Source organism: Allorhizobium paknamense (genome assembly GCF_030815125.1).
Lineage (GTDB): Bacteria > Pseudomonadota > Alphaproteobacteria > Rhizobiales > Rhizobiaceae > Allorhizobium > Allorhizobium paknamense.
Genome location: NZ_JAUSWH010000011.1, coordinates 149,904 through 168,780 on the forward strand (window position 1 = coordinate 149,904; position 18,877 = coordinate 168,780).

Sequence of the window (18,877 nt, forward strand, 5' to 3'; positions counted from 1 at the left end):
CCTACTTTTCGGTCCGATGCTCCAGCTCTTTTTTTATGTGCTTCCGAACGGAAAACCGGACTCCATTTTTCCTGGAAGCACCCTAAAGCGGCATGAGGCCGCCGAGGTGTGCCATGAATGAAGCCGATGCTCTGGATATCATGCGGGCCGCCGTCTGGACGATCCTGATGGCCTCCGGTCCTGCGGTTCTGGCCGCCATGATCGTCGGCCTGACCATCGCGCTCATCCAGGCGTTGACGCAGGTGCAGGAAATGACCCTCACCTTCGTGCCAAAAATCGTGGCGATCATGATCGCTGTCGGCATCAGCGCCCCTTTCGTCGGCGCGCAGATCTCCATCTTCGCCAATCTCGTCTTTTCCCGTGTGCAGTCGGGGTTCTGACCTCCTGTGCTTTCCCAAATCCAACTTCACGCAAGCTTGGAAGCTTAAGGCTGTGCTGAACTAGGCTGAGGATTTTCTCAGCCTCCCTTCTCATGAAGAGATGGAACGGCACATGGCGCAGGCACCGACAACACCGATCCCGACAATGGCGAATCGCGGCCGCGATGTCGGCTTTGCCCTTGGCATTGTCGTCATCCTCTGCATTCTCTTCCTGCCAATCCCGCCCTTCATGATCGACATGGGGCTGGCCTTTTCCATCGCCTTCTCCGTGCTGATCCTGATGGTGGCGCTGTGGATCCAGCGGCCGCTGGATTTCTCATCCTTCCCGACCATTCTGCTGATTTCCACCATGGTGCGATTGTCGCTGAACATTGCGACGACGCGCGTCATCCTCTCCCATGGCCATCAGGGTCATGATGCGGCAGGCGGGGTTATTGCCGGTTTTGCCGGTCTGGTCATGTCGGGCGATTTCGTGATCGGTCTGATCGTCTTCGCGATCCTGGTCACCGTCAACTTCATCGTCATCACCAAGGGCGCCACGCGTATCGCCGAAGTCGGCGCCCGCTTCACCCTGGATGCCATTCCCGGCAAGCAGATGGCCATCGACGCCGATCTGTCCGCCGGCAGCATCGACGAGGCGGAGGCCCGCCGCCGCCGCACCGAACTGGAGCAGGAAAGCTCCTTCTTCGGCGCCATGGACGGTGCTTCGAAATTCGTGCGTGGTGACGCCATTGCCGGTCTGATCATCACGGCCATCAACATTTTCGGCGGCATCATCATCGGTTACTTCCGCCACGGCATGTCGATTGGCGAAGCAGCGGACGTTTTCGTCAAGCTTTCCGTCGGTGACGGTCTGGTTTCGCAGATTCCGGCGCTGATCGTCTCCCTGGCCGCCGGTCTTCTCGTCTCGCGCGGCGGCAATTCCGGTTCGGCCGACAAGGCGGTGATCGACCAGTTGAGCGGCTATCCGCGCGCGCTGTCCGTTGCCGCCGGTCTGATGATGCTGCTGGCGCTGGTGCCCGGCCTGCCCATGCTGCCCTTCCTGGCGCTGGGCAGCGTCATGGCCTTCGGCAGCTGGTTCATTCCGCGCCAGATGGCCGCCGAGTCGCTGGCGCGCCAGCAGCTTGCGGAAAGCCAGGTGACCCAGACCAAGGAAGCCGAAAAGGATTCCGTCAAGAACGTTCTCAAGACCTCGGAAATCGAACTGGCGCTCGGCAAGCTCGTCTCCACCCGGCTTCTGGGTGCGCATCAGGAGTTGGCCTTCCGGGTGGGCAAGATGCGGCGTAAATTCGCCAGCCAGTACGGTTTCGTCGTACCGGAAATCAAGGTCACGGACGATATCTCCATTCCAGACAAGGCCTATCATATCCGCATTCACGGCACGACCATCGCCTCCAATTCGCTCAGGGTCGGCGAAGTGCTGGTGGTGACCGGCAATGGCCGCAAACCGCGCATTCCCGGTGACGAGATCCGCGAGCCCGCCTTCGGCATGCCGGCGGTTTCGATCATGGAGACCTTCGCGGAAGATCTGAAGCGCGAAGGCTTCCACCCGATCGACAACGTCTCGGTGGTGCTCACGCATCTTTCGGAAGTCATCCGCAACAACCTGCCGCAGCTTCTGTCCTACAAGGACGTGAAGATCCTGATCGACCGGCTCGATCCGGAATACAAGAAGCTGGCGGATGAAATCTGCTCCTCGCACATGTCTTATTCCGGCCTGCAGGCGGTGCTGAAGCTGCTTCTGGCCGAGCGCGTTTCCATCCGCAACCTGCATCTCATCCTGGAAGCGGTGGCCGAGCTTGCGCCGCATGTCCGCAAGACCGAACAGATCGTCGAGCATGTGCGCGTGCGCATGGCGCAGCAGCTTTGCGGCGACCTGACGGATAACGGCGTGCTCAGGGTTCTGCGGCTGGGCAGCAAGTGGGACCTCGTCTTCCACCAGGCGCTGAAGCGCGACAACAAGGGCGAAGTGATCGAATTCGACATCGATCCGCGCTCGCTCGAAGAGTTCAGCGAACAGGCCAGCAAAGTAATCCGTGAATTCATGGATCGCGGCCTGCCTTTCGTGCTTGTCACGTCGCCGGAAACACGGTCCTATGTGCGCATGATCATCGAACGACTGTTTGCGACCCTGCCCGTGCTCTCCCATGTGGAACTGGCCAAGGGCATCGAGATAAAGATCCTGGGCTCCATCTCATGATCACCGACCCACAGGGAACGGTGCTGGCGCTGTTCCTGATCTTTTGCCGCATGGGCGGCTGTTTCATGGCCTTGCCCGGCTTTGCAACGGCGCGCGTCCCGGTGCAGATCAGGCTTTTTGCGGCGGTGGCGGTCTCTGTCGCCTGTCTGCCCATCCTGTGGGACACGGTCTATCCCAAGGTTTCGCAGGGCGGGGCGGTGTTTATCGCGATGATCGCCACGGAAACGCTGATCGGCACGGTTTTCGGGCTCATCGCCCGAATTTTCACGCTGGGACTGCAATTTGCCGGCTCCATCGTCACCATGATGATCGGCTTCAACTCGACGCCGATGCCGGACGTGCTGGAAGACAGCAGCGAAAACCAGATGACCAACATGATCAGCTTTTGCGGGCTGATGATGTTGTTCATGATGGATTTTCACCACATCGTCTTTCGGGCGCTGATCGAAAGCTATGCGGTCATGCCGATGGGCGGTCTGCCGAACAGCCAGAAAATGCTGATCACCATGACGGATACGGCGGCCCAGACCTATGTGCTGATGCTTCGGCTGGCGAGCCCCTTCATCCTCTATGGCATCATGTTCAATTTCGGCGTTGGCCTCGTCAACAAGCTCGCGCCGCAAATTCCGGTCTATTACATCTCCACGCCCTATCTCATCACCGGCGGGCTTCTGCTCGTCTACTGGTCGATCGGCGCCATGGTGCGGCAGTTCGCCGATAGCTTCATTCCCATTTTTCTCGGAAGGTGACGCATGGCGCCGGCGAAAAAATCGCAGAAGCTCAAGCGCCTCGTCGCCGTGCAGCGGCACCTTGAAAAAATCGCCGACATGAAACTGGCCGAAACCATCCGCCGCCGCGAGGAAATCGCCGCGGGGCTTGACCGCGTGGTCGAAGCGCTCGGATCGATGGACCCGGTGCACCGGCAATTCGCGCAGAATTATGCGGAACGCTTTTCCCGCCTGACCCAGGACGACAAGCGCATGGCCGATGTGCAGCGCGTCGAGGAAAACCAGGTGCTGCGCGAGCGCACCAAGGCGGAGCGGCTCGAAGAGAAGATGAAGCAGGCCCGCACCCATGAGGATGAGGAAACCGCCGAGATCCAGTTGATGGAGCTTCTCGACATCAAGTTCGCCACGCCAGCCTCCAGCAAGCTTCAAGAGAGATAGTCATTTCCACATTGATTTTCAGGGGATGATGACAGTGGCAATTTCTCCTCCCAGCGATCTCGTTCTCGATGTCGTGCGAGCAGCAGATCCGTCTGCGATGGCTGATGCGCAGCAGAAGCTTCAATCGGCGCGGGCCGCCGTCAAGGCTGCCAGCCTCAACGAAAAGAGCGCCGGCTTCGACGTGGCCATGAACACCATGAACAGCGCCGCCTCCAGGGCCGGGCTCGGTAATGCGACGTCGCATATCAAGACCGAGGATATTCCCAAGCCCTACCGGCAATATGAGGGCGTGATTCTGCAGAATTTTGTGCAGTCCATGCTGCCGAAGGATAGCGAAGCCGTGTTCGGCAAGGGCAATGCCGGTGCGATCTGGAAGAGCATGATGGCCGAGCAGATCGGCAATACCATTGCCGAGCGCGGCGGTATCGGCATCGCCAAGCAGATGTATTCGGAACAGTTGTCGAAGATGCGCGACAAGGGCACGCAGAACGTCGTGGCCGATGCGGATGCCAACAAGATGGCCGAGATGCAGTTGCACCAGATCGAGCGTGATGCGCTGGGTCTGCTCCAGACCGATCAGTCGACCACGACGCAGACGGCCTGATCTACATTTTTTGAAATCGGATGCCGCATGAGGCGGCAACAGACATGGGTATCAGGGCCGGCGGTGGGGCTGGCCTGGATGGCCGGGCGGTTTTACGCCTTCCTGCAAGACCTCAAGGAAAAGACTTTTATGGAACATGTGTCCAACGATTACCGGATCAAGACCGTTCTCGGCCGTCTTGAGATGATCGTCGATAATGAGAATGCCCGGATCGGCAAGGATCCGGAATTCGACCTCAAGCTGTCGAACGCCCATAAAAGCCGCTGCCTTTATGAATTGACCATGCTGTTTCGGGAAACCGATCCGCAGGAACTGGCCGTCAACCATGTCGAGCAGATGCACAGCGTCAAGAAGAAACTGGCGCTGAACGCGCGCCGCGTGGAGGCGCATCTGCATGCCGTACGCGCCGTGGCGGATATCCTGCGCACCGCCGTTCAGGAGGCCGATGGAGACGGCACCTACACCCAGGAACAGTTTCTCTATAGAGAAAATTGATGGTCAAGATCGTCATCGCTGGCATTTGGGCCTGTATCGTCACGCTGGTTGCGGTGTATTTTTCCGTGCAGCTTGCCACAAGGCCAGCCCCCGTCGAGGAATCCAAGGCGCCGCCCACGGATGTCATCCGTGGTGAGCCGGTGACCGTGCCCTATGTGGACGATAGCGGCGTCAAGGGCTATTTCCTTGGCCGCTTTACCTTCGTCGTCGACAAGGAAAAGGCCAAGACCATCAATATTCCCATGACGGAATTGATGACCGACCAGCTCTTCACCGTGCTGGTGGGCAATAAAATCATCGATTTGACCAGCGGTAAAAAACTGGATGTCGAACAGTTCCGCCAGACCATTCTTACAGGCGTGAACAAGCGCCTGGGCGATGATGTGGTGAAAAGCGTGATGATCGAGCAACTGGATTTCCTGGCCAAGGAAGATCTGCGCGAGACCGGCGGCAAGCCCAAGCTGAAGCCTGCTGTGAAGATCGTCGAGGGCGAAGCCCCGCCCGCTGCCGCCGCCGCTCCCGCCCAGCATTGACGGGCTGTGCTTGTGTGTTTCCGGACGGAAAGCTGGTTCCCACTTTTCCTGGAAATGCTCTGGCAGGGCCGCGCAAACAGGGTAACCATAGCTTAAAGAAACACGTGCAAATTTTAGCCCGAAGCTTAAACCGGATTTGAGCCTTGGCCGTTACGCTTGCCTGATCTCAAAGGATGTGATCGGGGCATTCATGCGCACGGCCTATCGAACGGCAAGAACGACCACCGGAGAAACGGGCGATCCCATGCGGACGGCCCGGTTGATCCATCGAATCCGGCAGGATTTGGCAGATCAGGCCTTGCACATGGACATTCTCGACCAGAACATCGATCGTTTTACCCTGGATGGAGAGGCTGCCAGCCACACCCTGCCACGGCGCCGGCTGTTCGGCCAGCCCGTGCTGGACGTGCCGTGGATGACGGCGCTCGGCTTTCTCGATTATCTCGCCTCCAAGCCGGGCTCGCACGTCAAGATCGCCTTTCTCAACGCCCACAACGCCAATATGATGATCCAGGACGAGGAGTACCGGACCATCCTCAAGGATCAGATCGTCCTGCCGGACGGCGTCGGCGTGGATCTGGCCGCAACGCTGATCGACGGCAAGCCGTTTGCGGCCAATCTGAACGGCACCGATCTGGTGCCGGCCCTGCTCACCTTCATTGCCACGCCGCGCCGTGTCGGGTTGATCGGCGGCAGGCCGGGGGTTCTGGCGGGCGCTGTCGCCAATTTCCGCCGCCATGCGCCCTGGCATGAGTTCGTGCCGGTCGCCGATGGCTTCTTCGATGACGAGGAGCTGCCGATCATTCTCGAACGTCTGGCCGAGGCGAAGATCGATATTTTGCTGGTGGGCATGGGCACGCCGCTTCAGGAAAAATGGGTGGCGCGGCATATCACCTCCCGCCATGCCCGCGTGGTGCTCACCGTCGGGGCGCTGTTCGATTTCGTGTCCGGCAGTGTCGCTCGCGCCCCCGGCTGGATGCGCCGCATCCGGTTCGAATGGCTCTATCGTCTGCTGCTGGAGCCGGGCCGGCTCTGGCGGCGCTATCTCGTCGGCATTCCGCTCTTCATCCTGCACACCTTGAAGTACAGGCGGCAGTCGCGCCGCAAGCCCTGATTTTCCACTTTTGCTGCAAATGCCGGTTCTTCGGTGTTTCGCATTTGCACACGCAAAACCGCGTTCCACTTTTGCTGCAAATGCTGGCTCTTCGATGTTTCGCATTTGCACACGCAAAACCGGTTTCCACTTTTGCTGCAAATGCTGGCTCTTCGATGTTTCGCATTTGCACACGCAAAACCGGTTTCCACTTTTGCTGCAAATGCTCTATAGCGGCTTGGGTTTGCGTAAAGGTGGCGCATCGGCCGCCTGCCCGGAAGCAGGAATGACAGGCGTGGTCACGATTATCGATGGAAAAGAGGTTGCCGCCTCGGTTATCGAAGCGGTGAAGGCAAGTGCTGAAGGCTACACGGCAAAGACGGGCGGCAAGGTCGGTCTCGCTGTGGTGATCGTCGGCAACGATCCGGCCAGCCATGCCTATGTCGGCGCCAAGGGCCGCATGGCCAAGGAATGCGGCTTCAATTCCATCCAGCATACCCTACCGGAAGACACCTCGCAGCAGGACCTCTTGGCCCTGGTCAACACGCTGAACGCCGATCCTTCGATCCATGGCATTCTGGTGCAACTGCCTTTGCCGAAGCATTTCAATTCGGAAGAGATTATCCAGTCCATCCTGCCGGAAAAGGATGTGGACGGGCTGCATGTGGTCAATGCCGGCAAGCTCGCCACCGGCGATCTGGCCAGCGGGCTGATCTCCTGCACGCCGGCAGGCGCGATGCTGCTGGTGCGCAAGATCCATGGCAAGGATCTTTCCGGCCTCAATGCGCTGGTGATCGGCCGCTCGAACCTGTTCGGCAAACCTATGGGGCAATTGCTGCTCAATGCCAATGCCACCGTGACCATGGCCCATTCCCGCAGCCGGGATTTGCCGGGCCTTTGCCGCACGGCGGATATTCTGGTGGCCGCCGTTGGCCGTGCCGAAATGGTCAAGGCCGATTGGGTCAAGGATGGCGCAACCGTCATCGATGTCGGCATCAATCGTGTTCCCGCCCCTGAAAAGGGTGAGGGCAAGACCAAACTGGTCGGCGATGTCGATTTTGCCGCCTGCAAGGACAAGGCCGCTGCGATCACGCCGGTTCCCGGCGGCGTCGGCCCCATGACCATCGCCATGCTGATGGCCAATACGGTGATTGCCGCCCACCGCACCGCGGGCCTTGAAGTGCCTGTATTTTAGGGTGTGTGGACATTCGCCCTTGAGCGGGCTGCAAACGGCAATTTCCTGCGCTTCCGGTGCTCATGTACTCAAGTACACTCCGCTCCGGTTCTCGAAAATCAGCGTTTTCGCCACGCCCAAAGCCGAATGTCCACACACCCTAGAGCGCTTTTCGATCTGATTGAATCAGATCGGCGCTCTAACATTTTATTTTGGAAGCATAATCTTGTCGATCCTCGTTTCACTCCGGTCGGATTATGCTCTACTGCATAATTCCTTAAATCGGAATCGATTTAAGGTAAAAATTATGCAGCAGATTTAAAGTGTTACAGCGTCCTTTGTGCGTTTGATAAAACGCACGGCGCTGTAAAAGTCAGCTCGTTTTTACGCATTTCCGAACGGAAAACCGGATTCCACTTTTCTCGGGACAGCTCTATCCGGGTGCGGGTCCGGTCGAGGCGCGCACCACCAGTTCCGCCTGCCAGACCTCCTGCAGCGGCGGTCCATGCTGCGGGTCGGTGATCTCGGCAATCAGCCGTTCGGCCACGCGCCGCCCGGCATTGCGCAGCGAGGACATGGTGGTGGTGAGCGGCACGGTGAAATTCTGCGGCTTGAGAAGCGGCAGATCGTCGTCATGAGCGATCAGCGAAAGATCGCGGCCCAGCACAAGCCCCGCCTCGTCCAGCGCCCGGACCGCGCCCAGCGCCAGAACAGTACTGGCGCAGAGAATGGCGGTGGGCCGCTCGGGCAGGCCAAGCAGGTGTTTCATGTGGCGATAGCCCCATTCATCGCTCATCGGGCCGTTGGTGATGGCATTTTCAGACAATGTCAGTCCGGCGCTCGTCAGCGCCTGATCGACGCCCAGCCTGCGCCTTTGCGCGAAATCCAGCTCCACCGGACCGTTCAGCAGCCCGAAGCGGCGGTGTCCAAGCCCGATCAGCAGATCGGTCGCCTCGCGAAAGGCGCCCTCGTTATCGACATCGAGAAACGGATAATCGGTCTTCAGCCCCAGCGAACGGCCATGCACCACGAAGGGAACGGGCAGGGATTTGGCCATGGCGATGCGCGGGTCCTTCTCGCGCATATAGGCGAGATAATAGGCGTCCACCGCGCCGCTGGAGACCAGGCCGCGAATGGCCTGCTGCTCTTCCTTCGGCTGGGAAGGGATGATGACGAAATGAAATTCGTGCCTCAGGCAGACCTCGGCCAGCCCGCTTTGAAACTCGGCGAAATGAATATCGGAGGACTGTTCGGGGGAAATCGGCATGACCAGCCCCAGCGATCCCGCCTTGCCCGTCGCCAGCCGTTGCGCGGCGCGGTTCGGGCGATAGCCGGTTTCGCGGGCAGCCTTCATCACCCGCTGCCGGGTTTCCTCACCCACTTCCGGATAGCCGTTCAAGGCCCGGCTGATCGTGGTTTGCGACAGGCCGAGCAGTTCCGATAGCTGTTTCAGGTTCACGTCAGGCTGGTCTCCTCCCGGGCCTCTCCCGGCCTACTGCATAATTCCTGAAATCGGAATCGATTTATACGAAGAGTCATTGAAAATGACTCTTCGTATTCCTCTTTCGAATATCTCAAGCCCTTGATGCATTTGAGATATTCGAAATTCTTTCAAGGCGAGGATGCGTTAGCATCTTTGAGCCTTGGTATTAAGGAGAAAATTTTGCAGCAGATGTAAAGCGATTTGAAAGTTTAAAACGCCTGCTATGCCGTGAAAAGCATTTTCGCTGCCATACAGCGCCGTGCGTTCTATCAAACGCACAAAGGACGCTGTAAGTCTTTCAATATACTGCATAATTCCTTAAATCGATTTTGATTTAAGGAATTATGCAGTAGCCATCAATAGGGCTTAAAACAGGCTTCCCCACGGCGTGAATTTCCCGGTGCAGGGGGCTTGACTCTGCCCCGGCCTCCATGGCTCTTTATCATTCAAAGCGCTTTGAAAGCGATCATGCGGGGGTAAGGGGTCGCATGATGGTGATCTCCTTCTTGTCAGGGGAAGGAAGCGCGCCACATTCAGATTTAAAATACAGGCGGGCGGCGAGGGCGCTTTTCCGGGCCTGTCCTTGAGGGAGGAAAAACATGCGACACTATCTGCTGTGCGGTCTTGCGGCGCTTTCGCTGGTGGCGGGCTCCGCCACGGCGGCGGACTTGAAGTTCAAGCCCGGCGAAGACAAGAAATTCAACTGGAAGAGCTATGAGGATTTCTCCAAGGCGCATCCACTGAAAGGTCAGACCCTGACGATCTTCGGTCCCTGGCGCGGCGAGGACCAGGTGCTGTTCGAAAGCGTGCTTGACTATTTCCGTCAGGCGACCGGCGCGGATGTCAAATATTCCTCCTCTGAAAATTACGAGCAGCAGATCGTCATCGATACGCAGGCTGGCAGCCCGCCCAATGTTGCAATCCTCGCCCAGCCGGGTCTGATCGGCGATCTGGCCGCCAAGGGTGCGCTGACGCCGCTGGGCGAAGACAACCGCGAATGGCTCAAGGATAATTTTGCCGCCGGTCAGTCCTGGGTGGATCTCGCCACCTTCAAGGGCAAGGACGGCAAGCCGATGATCTACGGCATGCCTTACAAGATCGATATCAAGTCGCTGATCTGGTACGTGCCGGAAAACTTCGAGGATGCCGGTTACGAAGTGCCGAAAAGCATGGAGGAACTGAAAAAGCTGACGGAAAAGATCGCTGCCGATGGCGGCGTGCCGTGGTGCATCGGTCTGGGCTCGGGTGGGGCCACCGGCTGGCCGGCCACCGACTGGGTGGAAGACCTGATGCTGCGGCTCTACCCCGCCGATGTCTATGACAAGTGGGTCAGCAACGAGATCAAGTTCAACGATCCGAAGGTGATTGCCGCCATCGAGGAATATGGCTGGTTCTCGCGCAATCCGAAATTCGTCGATGGCGGCACGGCGGGTGTGGCCTCCACCGACTTCCGCGACAGTCCGAAGGGTCTCTTCACCTCGCCGCCGAAGTGCTATCTGCACCATCAGGCCTCCTTCATTCCCTCCTTCTTCCCCGAAGGCACCAAGGTGGGGCAGGATGTCGATTTCTTCCCGACGCCGAACTATGCCAGCAAGCCTGAAGTGGGCAATCCGGTGGAGGGCGCCGGTACGCTGGCAATGATCACCAAGGATTCGCCCGCCGCCCGCGCCTTCATCGATTTCCTGAAGACGCCGATCGCCCATGAAGTGTGGATGGCGCAATCCAGCTTCCTGACCGCCTATAAGGCCGCCAATCAGGATGTCTATCCCAGCGCGCCGGTGAAGAAGCAGGGCGATATTCTCATGAAGGCCACCACCTTCCGCTTCGATGGTTCCGACCTGATGCCGGGCAAGATCGGCGCCGGTGCCTTCTGGACGGCCATGGTCGATTACGCTGGCGGCAAATCCGCCGATGACGTCGCCAAGGGTATCCAGCAGGCCTGGGACGGCCTGAAGTAAAAAGGCGTGCGGCTCGGCCTGATCGGGCCGCAGCCGCTGCCGCAACGGGCGTCGGGGGAGGAACTCCATGGCACAGCTTGTCTACGCGCTGATCACCATCGTCATCGGCGTTCTGGGAGCGCTTGCATATTTCTTCGGCTCCAACTGGCTGTTGGACCGGATTTTTCCAGCCAATCACCCCGATCTCGCCCAGGCCTCGCGCAACATGCGCCGGGCCGGCCTGATCCGGCCCTGGCTGTTTCTTGGGCCAGCGCTTTTGTCGCTCGGCATCTATCTGGTCTATCCGCTGTTTTCATCAATCCTCTATTCCTTCTACGATCGCACCGGAAGCCAATTCATCGGGCTCGGCAATTACCTCTGGATGCTGCATGACGGCGAATTCCGGGAATCGATCTTCAACAATATCCTCTGGCTGATCGTGGTGCCCACCGCCGCCACGCTGCTTGGGCTGATCATCGCGGCGCTGACCGACCGCATCTGGTGGGGCAATATCGCCAAGTCGCTGATCTTCATGCCGATGGCGATTTCCTTCGTCGGTGCCTCGGTGATCTGGAAATTCGTCTATGACTATCGCGAGGCGGGCGCCGAGCAGATCGGCCTTCTCAACGCCGTCGTCGTGGCGCTGGGCGGCCAGCCGCAGGTGTGGATCTCGCTGCCCTTCTGGAACAACTTCTTCCTGATGGTCATCCTGATCTGGGTTCAGACCGGCTTTGCCATGGTGCTGCTTTCGGCGGCGCTGCGCGGCATTCCGGAGGAAACCGTCGAGGCGGCGGTGATCGATGGCGCCAATCCCTGGCAGATCTTCTTCAAGATCAAGGTGCCGCAGATCTGGGGCACCATTGCCGTGGTCTGGACCACCATCACCATCCTCGTGCTGAAGGTGTTCGACATCGTTCTCGCCATGACCAACGGCCAATGGCAGACACAGGTTCTGGCCAATCTCATGTTCGACTGGATGTTCCGGGGCGGCGGCGATTTCGGGCGCGGCGCGGTGATTGCCGTGGTCATCATGCTGATGGTGGTGCCGATCATGATCTGGAATATCCGCAATGCCCGGCGCGAGATGGAGGGACGCTGATGCGCACACGAGCACTTTCGCCGCTTTCCATTGCCGTTCATCTCTCCGTTCTGGTGCTGGTGGTGCTGTGGACCGTGCCCACGGCCGGCCTTCTGATCTCCTCGCTGCGCGACAAGGAGCAGATTTCCGCCTCCGGCTGGTGGACGGCGCTGACCAGCGCCAGCCGCAAGGACATTTTTCGGGCGCCCGGCCCCGAGGCGCAGAAGCAGGAGGGCGCCGAATGGGTTATCTCCGGTAATATCTTCAATGGCGGCTCGGGCCATGTCAGCGCTTTCGGCACCTCCAGCCTGAAGCCGGAGGAATTCACGCCTGGCGCAACGGCGGAATTGAAGGACGGGCAGAAGCTGACGGTGAGCGAAACCGGCGATTTCCGCCTGACCTCGCCGCAAAGCTTCGAAGGCTCTCGGGGCCAGCGCATTTTCTACACCGCGCTGACGCCGCCGCGCTTTTCCTTCGACAATTACCGAACCGTGCTGACAGCGGAGGGGATCGGCCAGTCCTTCCTGAATTCGCTGACAGTCGCGGTACCGTCCACCATCATCCCCATTCTGGTCGCGGCCTTTGCGGCCTATGCACTGGCGTGGATGAAGTTTCCGGGACGCTCTCTGCTGATTGCCGCCATCGTTGGCCTGCTGGTCGTGCCGCTGCAGATGTCGCTGATCCCGCTGTTGAAGATGTATAACGGTGTGGGCGCCTTTTTCGGCGTGCCCTCCAAGACCTATCTCGGCATATGGCTTGCCCATATGGGCTTCGGCCTGCCGCTCGCCATCTATCTGCTGCGCAATTACATTGCCGGCCTGCCGAAGGAGATCATGGAATCGGCCCGCGTCGATGGCGCCACCGATTTCGAGATCTTCGTGAAGATCGTGCTGCCGCTCTCTTATCCTGCGCTTGCCTCCTTCGCGATCTTCCAGTTTCTCTGGACCTGGAACGACCTGCTGGTGGCCATGGTCTTCCTCGGCACCGGCAATGAGGAACTGGTGCTGACCGGGCGGCTGGTCAATCTTCTCGGTTCACGCGGCGCCAATTGGGAAATCCTCACCGCCTCGGCCTTCATCACCATCATCGTGCCGCTTCTCGTTTTCTTCACCCTGCAGCGCTACCTCGTCAGAGGCCTGCTGGCGGGCTCGGTGAAGGGCGGCTGATGGTTCTCGCGGGGATTTTTTGCCCCATCCTCCCCACCCGGGTGCCCGTCGCCCGGGGAACTTTCTCTCCCAAGACCTCAGGAAAGACCCATGACCCCTGCAGCAGCAAGCCCAGCGACGCCGGACAAGGACTGGTGGCGCGGTGCCGTGATCTACCAGATCTATCCGCGTTCCTATCAGGATTCCAACGGTGACGGCATCGGTGACCTGAAGGGCATTACCGCCCGCTTGCCCTATATCGCCCGGCTCGGGGCCGATGCGATCTGGATTTCGCCGTTCTTCACCTCGCCGATGAAGGATTTCGGCTACGACGTCTCCAATTATGTCGATGTCGATCCGATGTTCGGCACGCTGTCGGATTTCGACGCAATGATTGCCGAGGCCCATCGTCTCGGTATCAAGGTGATGATCGATCTCGTCATTTCCCATACCTCCGACCAGCATGCCTGGTTCGTCGAAAGCCGCTCCAGCCGGATCAACGCCAAGTCGGACTGGTATGTCTGGTCCGATCCGAAGCCGGACGGCACGCCGCCCAACAACTGGCTGTCGATTTTCGGCGGCTCGGCCTGGGCCTGGGATGCCACCCGCATGCAGTATTATCTGCATAACTTCCTGACCTCGCAGCCGGATCTCAACATGCACAATCCGCATGTGCAGGATGCGGTGCTGGATTCGGCCCGTTTCTGGCTGAAGCGCGGCGTGGATGGTTTCCGGCTGGATACGATCAATTTCTATTTCCATGACCGGCATTTGCGGGACAATCCGCCGCTGGCCCCGGAGCGGCGCAACGCCTCCACCGCACCCGCCGTCAACCCCTACAATTTCCAGGATCACCTCTACGACAAGAACCAGCCTGAAAACCTGGAGTTCCTGAAGCGTTTCCGCGCCATGCTGGAGGAGTTTCCGGCCATTGCCGCCGTGGGCGAGGTGGGCGACAGCCAGTATGGCCTGGAGATTGCCGGGCAATATACCTCCGGCGCCGACAAGATGCAGATGTGCTATGCCTTTGAATTCCTGGCGCCGGAACCGCTGACGCCGGAACTGGTGGCCGCCACCCAGGCCGCTTTCGAGAAGGCGGCTCCGGAAGGCTGGGCCTGCTGGGCCTTTTCCAATCATGATGTCGTGCGTCACGTGTCCCGCTGGGGTGCGGAGGTGGTGGACCGGCAGGCCTTCGCCAAGCTGCTGGCGTCGGTGCTGCTGACCCAGCGTGGTTCCGTCTGTATCTATCAGGGCGAGGAACTGGGCCTGACCGAGGCCGATATCGCCTATGAGGACCTGCAGGATCCCTATGGCAAGGAATTCTGGCCGGAGTTCAAGGGCCGTGACGGCTGCCGCACGCCGATGGTCTGGGATACGTTGGCCCATCACGCCGGCTTCAGTACCGCGGAAAAGACCTGGCTTCCCATTCCCGTCGAGCATACTCTGACGGCGGTGAGCGTGCAGGACGGCCATGAGGAGAGCGTGCTGGAACACTACCGCCGCTTTCTGCATTTCCGGCGGCAGTTTCCGGCCCTCGTCAAGGGCAAGATCGCCTTCCATGCCTCCGCGGATGGGCAATTGGCCTATACGCGGCAGTGGGAAGGCGAGGAAATCCTTTGCGCCTTCAATATGACGGCGGAGGAAAGGCGGCTGACCCTGCCGGAAGGCAATTGGGAGGAGATGAGCGGCCACGGTTTCACCAGCCAGCGAGATGGCGGCGAGGTCTTGCTGCCAGCCTGGGGTGCGTGCTTCGCCCGCAAGGCGTGAGACATGAACCCCGGCGCGTGGCACCGGGTTGCTAGAGCATTTTCAGGAAAAGTGGAAACCGGTTTTCCGTCCGGAAATGCGTAGAAACAAAGAGTTAGAGCGTTTCAATGTTTCCGTGAAACAATGAAACGCTCTCGGAAAATGCCAGAGCGGTTCAGCTTTCCGGATATCGCGAAACGCTCTGGACCAACAACAAGACGGAAGGGGAGGACCATGGCAGGTCTGGTTTTGAAGGATGTGCGCAAGGCCTATGGAGAGGTCAAGGTTCTCCACGGCATCGATCTCACCATTGAAAAGGGGGAGTTCGTGGTGTTTGTCGGCCCGTCCGGCTGTGGCAAATCCACCCTTCTGCGCATGATCGCCGGGCTGGAGGATATCACCAGCGGCGAACTCAGCATCGAGGGGCGGCTGGTCAATGACGTGCCGCCCTCCAAGCGTGGCATTGCCATGGTCTTCCAGTCCTACGCGCTTTATCCGCATATGTCGGTCTATGACAACATGGCCTTCGGGATGCGGATTGCGGGTGAAAGCAAGGAAGAGATCGACCGACGGGTCCGGTCTGCCGCCGGTATCCTGCAATTGGAACCCTATCTGGATCGCCTGCCCAAGGCGCTCTCCGGTGGCCAGCGCCAGCGCGTCGCCATTGGCCGCGCCATCTGCCGCGATCCCAAGGTCTTCCTGTTCGACGAGCCGCTGTCCAATCTCGATGCCGCGCTTCGGGTTGCCACCCGCATCGAGATCGCCAAGCTGCACGAGCAGATGTCCGATACCACGATGATCTATGTGACGCACGATCAGGTCGAGGCCATGACGCTGGCCGACCGCATCGTCGTCCTGTCCGCCGGGCGGATCGAGCAGGTAGGCGCGCCGCTGGAACTCTATGAGCGCCCGGCCAATCTGTTCGTGGCCCGCTTCATCGGCTCGCCGGCCATGAACATCCTGCCGGCGACGCTGGCCGAAACCGGCAAGGCCACGCGGATCCTTCTGGGCGGTCAGCGCCCGGTGGACGTGCCCATCGAGACGCCCATGGGCGCGTCCGGCGCATCGGCAAGCCTCGGCGTACGTCCCGAAGACCTGACGATTGCGACCGGCGAGGAGTTTCTCTTCGAAGGCACGGTCACGCTGGTGGAGGCGCTGGGGGAGGTCACGCTGCTTTATGTCGAGGGGCCGCTGGAAGGTGAACCTGTCGTCGTGAAACTGCCGGGCATCGCCGATGTGCAAAAGGGCGCGCGCCTGCGTTTTGCCGCAGCAGCCGGGAAGCTGCATCTCTTCGATGGCGAGGGACGCAGCTACCGGTTTCTGGCGGGAGCATGAGAGGGAGCATCACGCTTTTATCCATGTCTTAACCAAAGCAAAGAGAGCATGAATTACCCCTGTATAAGGGTGGGAAATCCTCACCATCTGTTAAGTCCGTCGCCTTAGCCTTGGCATTATCAACGGTGCGCAAGGGGGTGCTTGCAGCCGTTAGAGTGTTATCCTGAGAAAAGTCGGAATCGGTTTTCCGTCCGGAAACACGTAAAAACGCAAAGGAATGGTTCGGGGCGAGTGCTCTCCGGATGGTGGACGACGGGGGTTGTATCATGGCATTGGCAACAGGCGGTTCGCATTTTCTGAAGAAAGAGGAATCCTTCATGTATGACCGGGAAATCCGGTTTCGCATGGAAGATACGATGAATGCCGGCCGTATCGAATATACGGAAAAGGGCATGACCCACATGGCCTCACGCCGGTGCGACATCATCCGCATTTCCCAGAGTGGCGCCATCATCGCGCTGTTGACCCAGTATAACCTGCCCAAGCAGTTCTACCTGGATATTCCCGATGCCCGCATCACCAAGGTGGGCAGCCTGCTGATGAAGACCTTTTCCAACAACACCGCAGAGGTGCGTTTTCTGAGGCTTCTGACGCAGAAGGAACTGGACCGGATTTTCGTTTTCTCTACCCATCCCGCCCATAAGGACCGCGTTCTGGATGTTCGCTCCTGGTGAAAGCCTTGCTCGCAGAACCCGGAAAGGTCTGCTGGACATAAGAAAATTCGAAAATATCTATCTTTAACGGGGCGCTTGGCGCCCCTTTTTGTTTTATTGCGACAAAAATGCCGCATTTCCTGCTATTGCTGCGGGAATGTGATCGGGATGAGTCGATTCCGACGCAACTTGTAAACCCTTTGGTTACCAAGTTTCTTCATTCTTTAGCGGTGATCGACACAATGGCGCCGGGCTTTGCCCTGCTGCCCGGATCGATCACATTGGATGACGGCGGCTGAAGGCGCGCCGATCCCTTTGCTGTTTGGCTGGAGCGGACCGATCCTCTCCATCTGTGTGTGTTGACCGCATTTTGCGATGCCGGGCAGGGATGCCGCTTGCGCAAAATGCCAATTGGCGAGTTGAAGTATGGCGTTCGCGAGCGTTTCTCTCCCGGCATCTGATGTTCATCGCACGAAAACCTCCGTTCTGCCCCGGCTGATGTCCGGTGCGGCTCTGGTGGGCGGCGGGGTTGCCGCAAGCCTGTGGCTTGCCGTGACCTTTGGCGCCCTGCATGGGCTGTCCATGGGCCCTGCGGGGGAAACGGGCATGTTTGGGCGTGGCAAGGTCGATGCGCTGCGGGCAAGCCTGCTTCTGCCATCGGTGCCTGCGCAAACAGTGGCCCCCATGCCATCGGCCAAGGAGCGCGAGGCAAAGTACGCCGCCCTGCGCGCCAAGGCGCTCAAGGAAGCGCAGATACGCATTGCCGAACGCGAGATCATGCGTGCACCGGTTTCGCGCCCGCTGGATCAGGCAGGCCGGGCCATTCTGGAGCAGGCGCTTGCCGCCTCCATTGCCGAACGGGCGATTGCCCAGCGCTGGCAGGACGCAATTACCCCGGAAAAAGCGCAGTTGATGGCGGATGCCGAGCGGGAAGCCGTGGCCGCAGAGGCCCAGGAAATGGCCGAGGCCGTGCTGGCCGATGCGCCGCCGCTGGCGCAGGTTCAAGGCGTTCCCGGCGAACTCGCCGCCAGCATGCAGGCGGCTGTCTCCCCGAAGCCGGATGCAGCAGCAAAGACGCAGGAACTGGCCATGCTGCCGGATGAAGTTCCGGCACCGATGCGCCGTCCCAAGGCCGATCCCTTCAGCGAGGTGATGGCCGAGCAGACCGCCGCCCAAACCGCCAAGGCGGATGTTCCGGCGCCGAAAACCATTCCGCTCAAATCCGATCCGGGCAAGACCGCGCCCAAGACCTTGATGGCCTATGCCCGCTCGTCGGATGTGATGGATGACGATGACAGCCCCTCCATCTTCCGCCGCCGTGCTTCCCTGCCGGGCAAGGGCAGCGGGGTTGCCGTCTATGATATTTCCTCCGCGACCGTGCATATGCCGAACGGTGAAAAGCTGGTGGCCCATTCCGGGCGCGGCGAAAACCGTGACAATCCGCGCTCGGTCCATATCAAAAACCGGGGCGCCACGCCGCCGAACGTCTATCGCCTCTCCATGCGTGAAGCCCTGTTTCATGGCGTCGAAGCCCTGCGCATGACCCCTGTGGGCGATGGCAAAATGTATGGCCGCGATGGCTTCCTGACCCACACCTATCTGCTGCGCATTCGCGGCGATTCCAGCGGCTGCGTGGTCTTCGACCAGTATCCGCGCTTCCTGGCCGCCTATAAGCGCGGCGAGGTCAAGACCCTGATCGTGGTGCCGAGCATCAACGAACTGCCGAGATATATGGCGCAGTTGTAAAGCAGAGCAGACTTTTAGGCTGTAGTGACAAATTAATGGTTTGGGATTCCCTTTGAGGCGCAAATCAGATTCAACGCTAACTTTTGGAGGTTGGCGATGGATGGTGAGG

The 18,877-nt window shown here is 59.5% G+C and carries 18 protein-coding genes; 17 read left to right on the plus strand and 1 reads right to left on the minus strand.

Annotation, left to right across the window (positions count from 1 at the left end; genetic code table 11):
- Positions 1-113 precede the first annotated feature (113 nt).
- The 9 genes from fliQ to QO005_RS16705 all read left to right on the plus strand — a co-directional run bounded on the left by fliQ (position 114) and on the right by QO005_RS16705 (position 7,666).
- Complete coding sequence (gene fliQ / locus QO005_RS16665) at positions 114-380, plus strand: flagellar biosynthesis protein FliQ (RefSeq protein ID WP_307159192.1); 267 nt, start codon at positions 114-116, stop codon at positions 378-380.
- A 112-nt stretch (positions 381-492) separates the two neighbouring features.
- Positions 493-2,580: a flagellar biosynthesis protein FlhA gene (flhA, locus tag QO005_RS16670; protein ID WP_307159193.1), complete on the plus strand. Its 2,088-nt coding sequence runs from the start codon at positions 493-495 to the stop codon at positions 2,578-2,580.
- Entirely contained in the window at positions 2,577-3,329 is a 753-nt protein-coding gene (locus QO005_RS16675; RefSeq protein ID WP_307159194.1) for a flagellar biosynthetic protein FliR, read from the plus strand. The genes flhA and QO005_RS16675 overlap by 4 nt, the downstream gene beginning before the upstream one ends.
- Positions 3,330-3,332: 3 nt before the next feature.
- Entirely contained in the window at positions 3,333-3,746 is a 414-nt protein-coding gene (locus QO005_RS16680) for a hypothetical protein (RefSeq protein ID WP_307159195.1), read from the plus strand.
- Between the two features lie 28 nt (positions 3,747-3,774).
- Positions 3,775-4,350: a rod-binding protein gene (locus tag QO005_RS16685; protein ID WP_307159211.1), complete on the plus strand. Its 576-nt coding sequence runs from the start codon at positions 3,775-3,777 to the stop codon at positions 4,348-4,350.
- Positions 4,351-4,479: 129 nt separating this feature from the next.
- Complete coding sequence (locus QO005_RS16690) at positions 4,480-4,845, plus strand: hypothetical protein (protein ID WP_307159212.1); 366 nt, start codon at positions 4,480-4,482, stop codon at positions 4,843-4,845.
- Complete coding sequence (locus QO005_RS16695) at positions 4,845-5,378, plus strand: hypothetical protein (RefSeq protein WP_307159196.1); 534 nt, start codon at positions 4,845-4,847, stop codon at positions 5,376-5,378. Before QO005_RS16690 ends, QO005_RS16695 begins: the two co-directional genes overlap by 1 nt.
- 190 nt (positions 5,379-5,568) lie before the next feature.
- A complete protein-coding gene (locus QO005_RS16700; RefSeq protein WP_307159197.1) occupies positions 5,569-6,492 on the plus strand; it encodes a WecB/TagA/CpsF family glycosyltransferase in 924 nt (307 codons plus the stop codon).
- Between the two features lie 274 nt (positions 6,493-6,766).
- Positions 6,767-7,666 (plus strand): bifunctional methylenetetrahydrofolate dehydrogenase/methenyltetrahydrofolate cyclohydrolase, encoded by a 900-nt coding sequence (locus QO005_RS16705; RefSeq protein ID WP_307159213.1) that lies wholly within the window; start codon positions 6,767-6,769, stop codon positions 7,664-7,666.
- A 412-nt stretch (positions 7,667-8,078) separates the two neighbouring features.
- On the opposite strand, the gene QO005_RS16710 is transcribed toward QO005_RS16705, so the two are convergent.
- Positions 8,079-9,104 carry a LacI family DNA-binding transcriptional regulator gene (locus QO005_RS16710; RefSeq protein ID WP_307159198.1) on the minus strand — a complete coding sequence of 342 codons (1,026 nt, stop codon included), beginning with the start codon at positions 9,102-9,104 and terminating at the stop codon, positions 8,079-8,081.
- Between the two features lie 623 nt (positions 9,105-9,727).
- Here QO005_RS16710 and QO005_RS16715 point away from each other — a divergent pair.
- From QO005_RS16715 to QO005_RS16750, 8 genes are all read left to right on the plus strand, one after another.
- A complete protein-coding gene (locus QO005_RS16715; RefSeq protein ID WP_307159199.1) occupies positions 9,728-11,086 on the plus strand; it encodes an ABC transporter substrate-binding protein in 1,359 nt (452 codons plus the stop codon).
- A gap of 67 nt (positions 11,087-11,153) precedes the next feature.
- The gene (locus QO005_RS16720; RefSeq protein WP_307159200.1) at positions 11,154-12,164 is read left to right on the plus strand and encodes a carbohydrate ABC transporter permease; all 1,011 of its coding nucleotides are present in this window, start codon (positions 11,154-11,156) and stop codon (positions 12,162-12,164) included.
- Positions 12,164-13,309: a carbohydrate ABC transporter permease gene (locus QO005_RS16725; protein ID WP_307159201.1), complete on the plus strand. Its 1,146-nt coding sequence runs from the start codon at positions 12,164-12,166 to the stop codon at positions 13,307-13,309. Before QO005_RS16720 ends, QO005_RS16725 begins: the two co-directional genes overlap by 1 nt.
- Positions 13,310-13,399: 90 nt before the next feature.
- Complete coding sequence (gene bglA / locus QO005_RS16730; RefSeq protein ID WP_307159202.1) at positions 13,400-15,055, plus strand: beta-galactosidase BglA; 1,656 nt, start codon at positions 13,400-13,402, stop codon at positions 15,053-15,055.
- A gap of 213 nt (positions 15,056-15,268) precedes the next feature.
- Positions 15,269-16,369 carry an ABC transporter ATP-binding protein gene (locus QO005_RS16735; RefSeq protein WP_307159203.1) on the plus strand — a complete coding sequence of 367 codons (1,101 nt, stop codon included), beginning with the start codon at positions 15,269-15,271 and terminating at the stop codon, positions 16,367-16,369.
- A 266-nt stretch (positions 16,370-16,635) separates the two neighbouring features.
- On the plus strand, positions 16,636-17,043 hold the full coding sequence (locus tag QO005_RS16740) for a hypothetical protein (RefSeq protein ID WP_307159204.1): 408 nt from the start codon (positions 16,636-16,638) through the stop codon (positions 17,041-17,043).
- Positions 17,044-17,150: 107 nt separating this feature from the next.
- Positions 17,151-17,321 (plus strand): hypothetical protein, encoded by a 171-nt coding sequence (locus QO005_RS16745; RefSeq protein ID WP_307159205.1) that lies wholly within the window; start codon positions 17,151-17,153, stop codon positions 17,319-17,321.
- A gap of 127 nt (positions 17,322-17,448) precedes the next feature.
- Positions 17,449-18,768: a DUF2778 domain-containing protein gene (locus QO005_RS16750; RefSeq protein ID WP_307159206.1), complete on the plus strand. Its 1,320-nt coding sequence runs from the start codon at positions 17,449-17,451 to the stop codon at positions 18,766-18,768.
- The last annotated feature ends 109 nt before the right edge of the window (positions 18,769-18,877 follow it).

Excerpts from the sequence above, each read along its gene's own strand:
- fliQ (WP_307159192.1), top strand. The coding sequence starts at position 114 with ATGAATGAAGCCGATGCTCTGGATATCATGCGGGCCGCCGTCTGGACG.
- flhA (WP_307159193.1), top strand. The coding sequence starts at position 493 with ATGGCGCAGGCACCGACAACACCGATCCCGACAATGGCGAATCGCGGC.
- QO005_RS16675 (WP_307159194.1), top strand. The coding sequence starts at position 2,577 with ATGATCACCGACCCACAGGGAACGGTGCTGGCGCTGTTCCTGATCTTT.
- QO005_RS16680 (WP_307159195.1), top strand. The coding sequence starts at position 3,333 with ATGGCGCCGGCGAAAAAATCGCAGAAGCTCAAGCGCCTCGTCGCCGTG.
- QO005_RS16685 (WP_307159211.1), top strand. The coding sequence starts at position 3,775 with ATGACAGTGGCAATTTCTCCTCCCAGCGATCTCGTTCTCGATGTCGTG.
- QO005_RS16690 (WP_307159212.1), top strand. The coding sequence starts at position 4,480 with ATGGAACATGTGTCCAACGATTACCGGATCAAGACCGTTCTCGGCCGT.
- QO005_RS16695 (WP_307159196.1), top strand. The coding sequence starts at position 4,845 with ATGGTCAAGATCGTCATCGCTGGCATTTGGGCCTGTATCGTCACGCTG.
- QO005_RS16700 (WP_307159197.1), top strand. The coding sequence starts at position 5,569 with ATGCGCACGGCCTATCGAACGGCAAGAACGACCACCGGAGAAACGGGC.
- QO005_RS16715 (WP_307159199.1), top strand. The coding sequence starts at position 9,728 with ATGCGACACTATCTGCTGTGCGGTCTTGCGGCGCTTTCGCTGGTGGCG.
- QO005_RS16720 (WP_307159200.1), top strand. The coding sequence starts at position 11,154 with ATGGCACAGCTTGTCTACGCGCTGATCACCATCGTCATCGGCGTTCTG.
- QO005_RS16725 (WP_307159201.1), top strand. The coding sequence starts at position 12,164 with ATGCGCACACGAGCACTTTCGCCGCTTTCCATTGCCGTTCATCTCTCC.
- bglA (WP_307159202.1), top strand. The coding sequence starts at position 13,400 with ATGACCCCTGCAGCAGCAAGCCCAGCGACGCCGGACAAGGACTGGTGG.
- QO005_RS16735 (WP_307159203.1), top strand. The coding sequence starts at position 15,269 with ATGGCAGGTCTGGTTTTGAAGGATGTGCGCAAGGCCTATGGAGAGGTC.
- QO005_RS16740 (WP_307159204.1), top strand. The coding sequence starts at position 16,636 with ATGGCATTGGCAACAGGCGGTTCGCATTTTCTGAAGAAAGAGGAATCC.
- QO005_RS16745 (WP_307159205.1), top strand. The coding sequence starts at position 17,151 with ATGCCGCATTTCCTGCTATTGCTGCGGGAATGTGATCGGGATGAGTCG.
- QO005_RS16750 (WP_307159206.1), top strand. The coding sequence starts at position 17,449 with ATGGCGTTCGCGAGCGTTTCTCTCCCGGCATCTGATGTTCATCGCACG.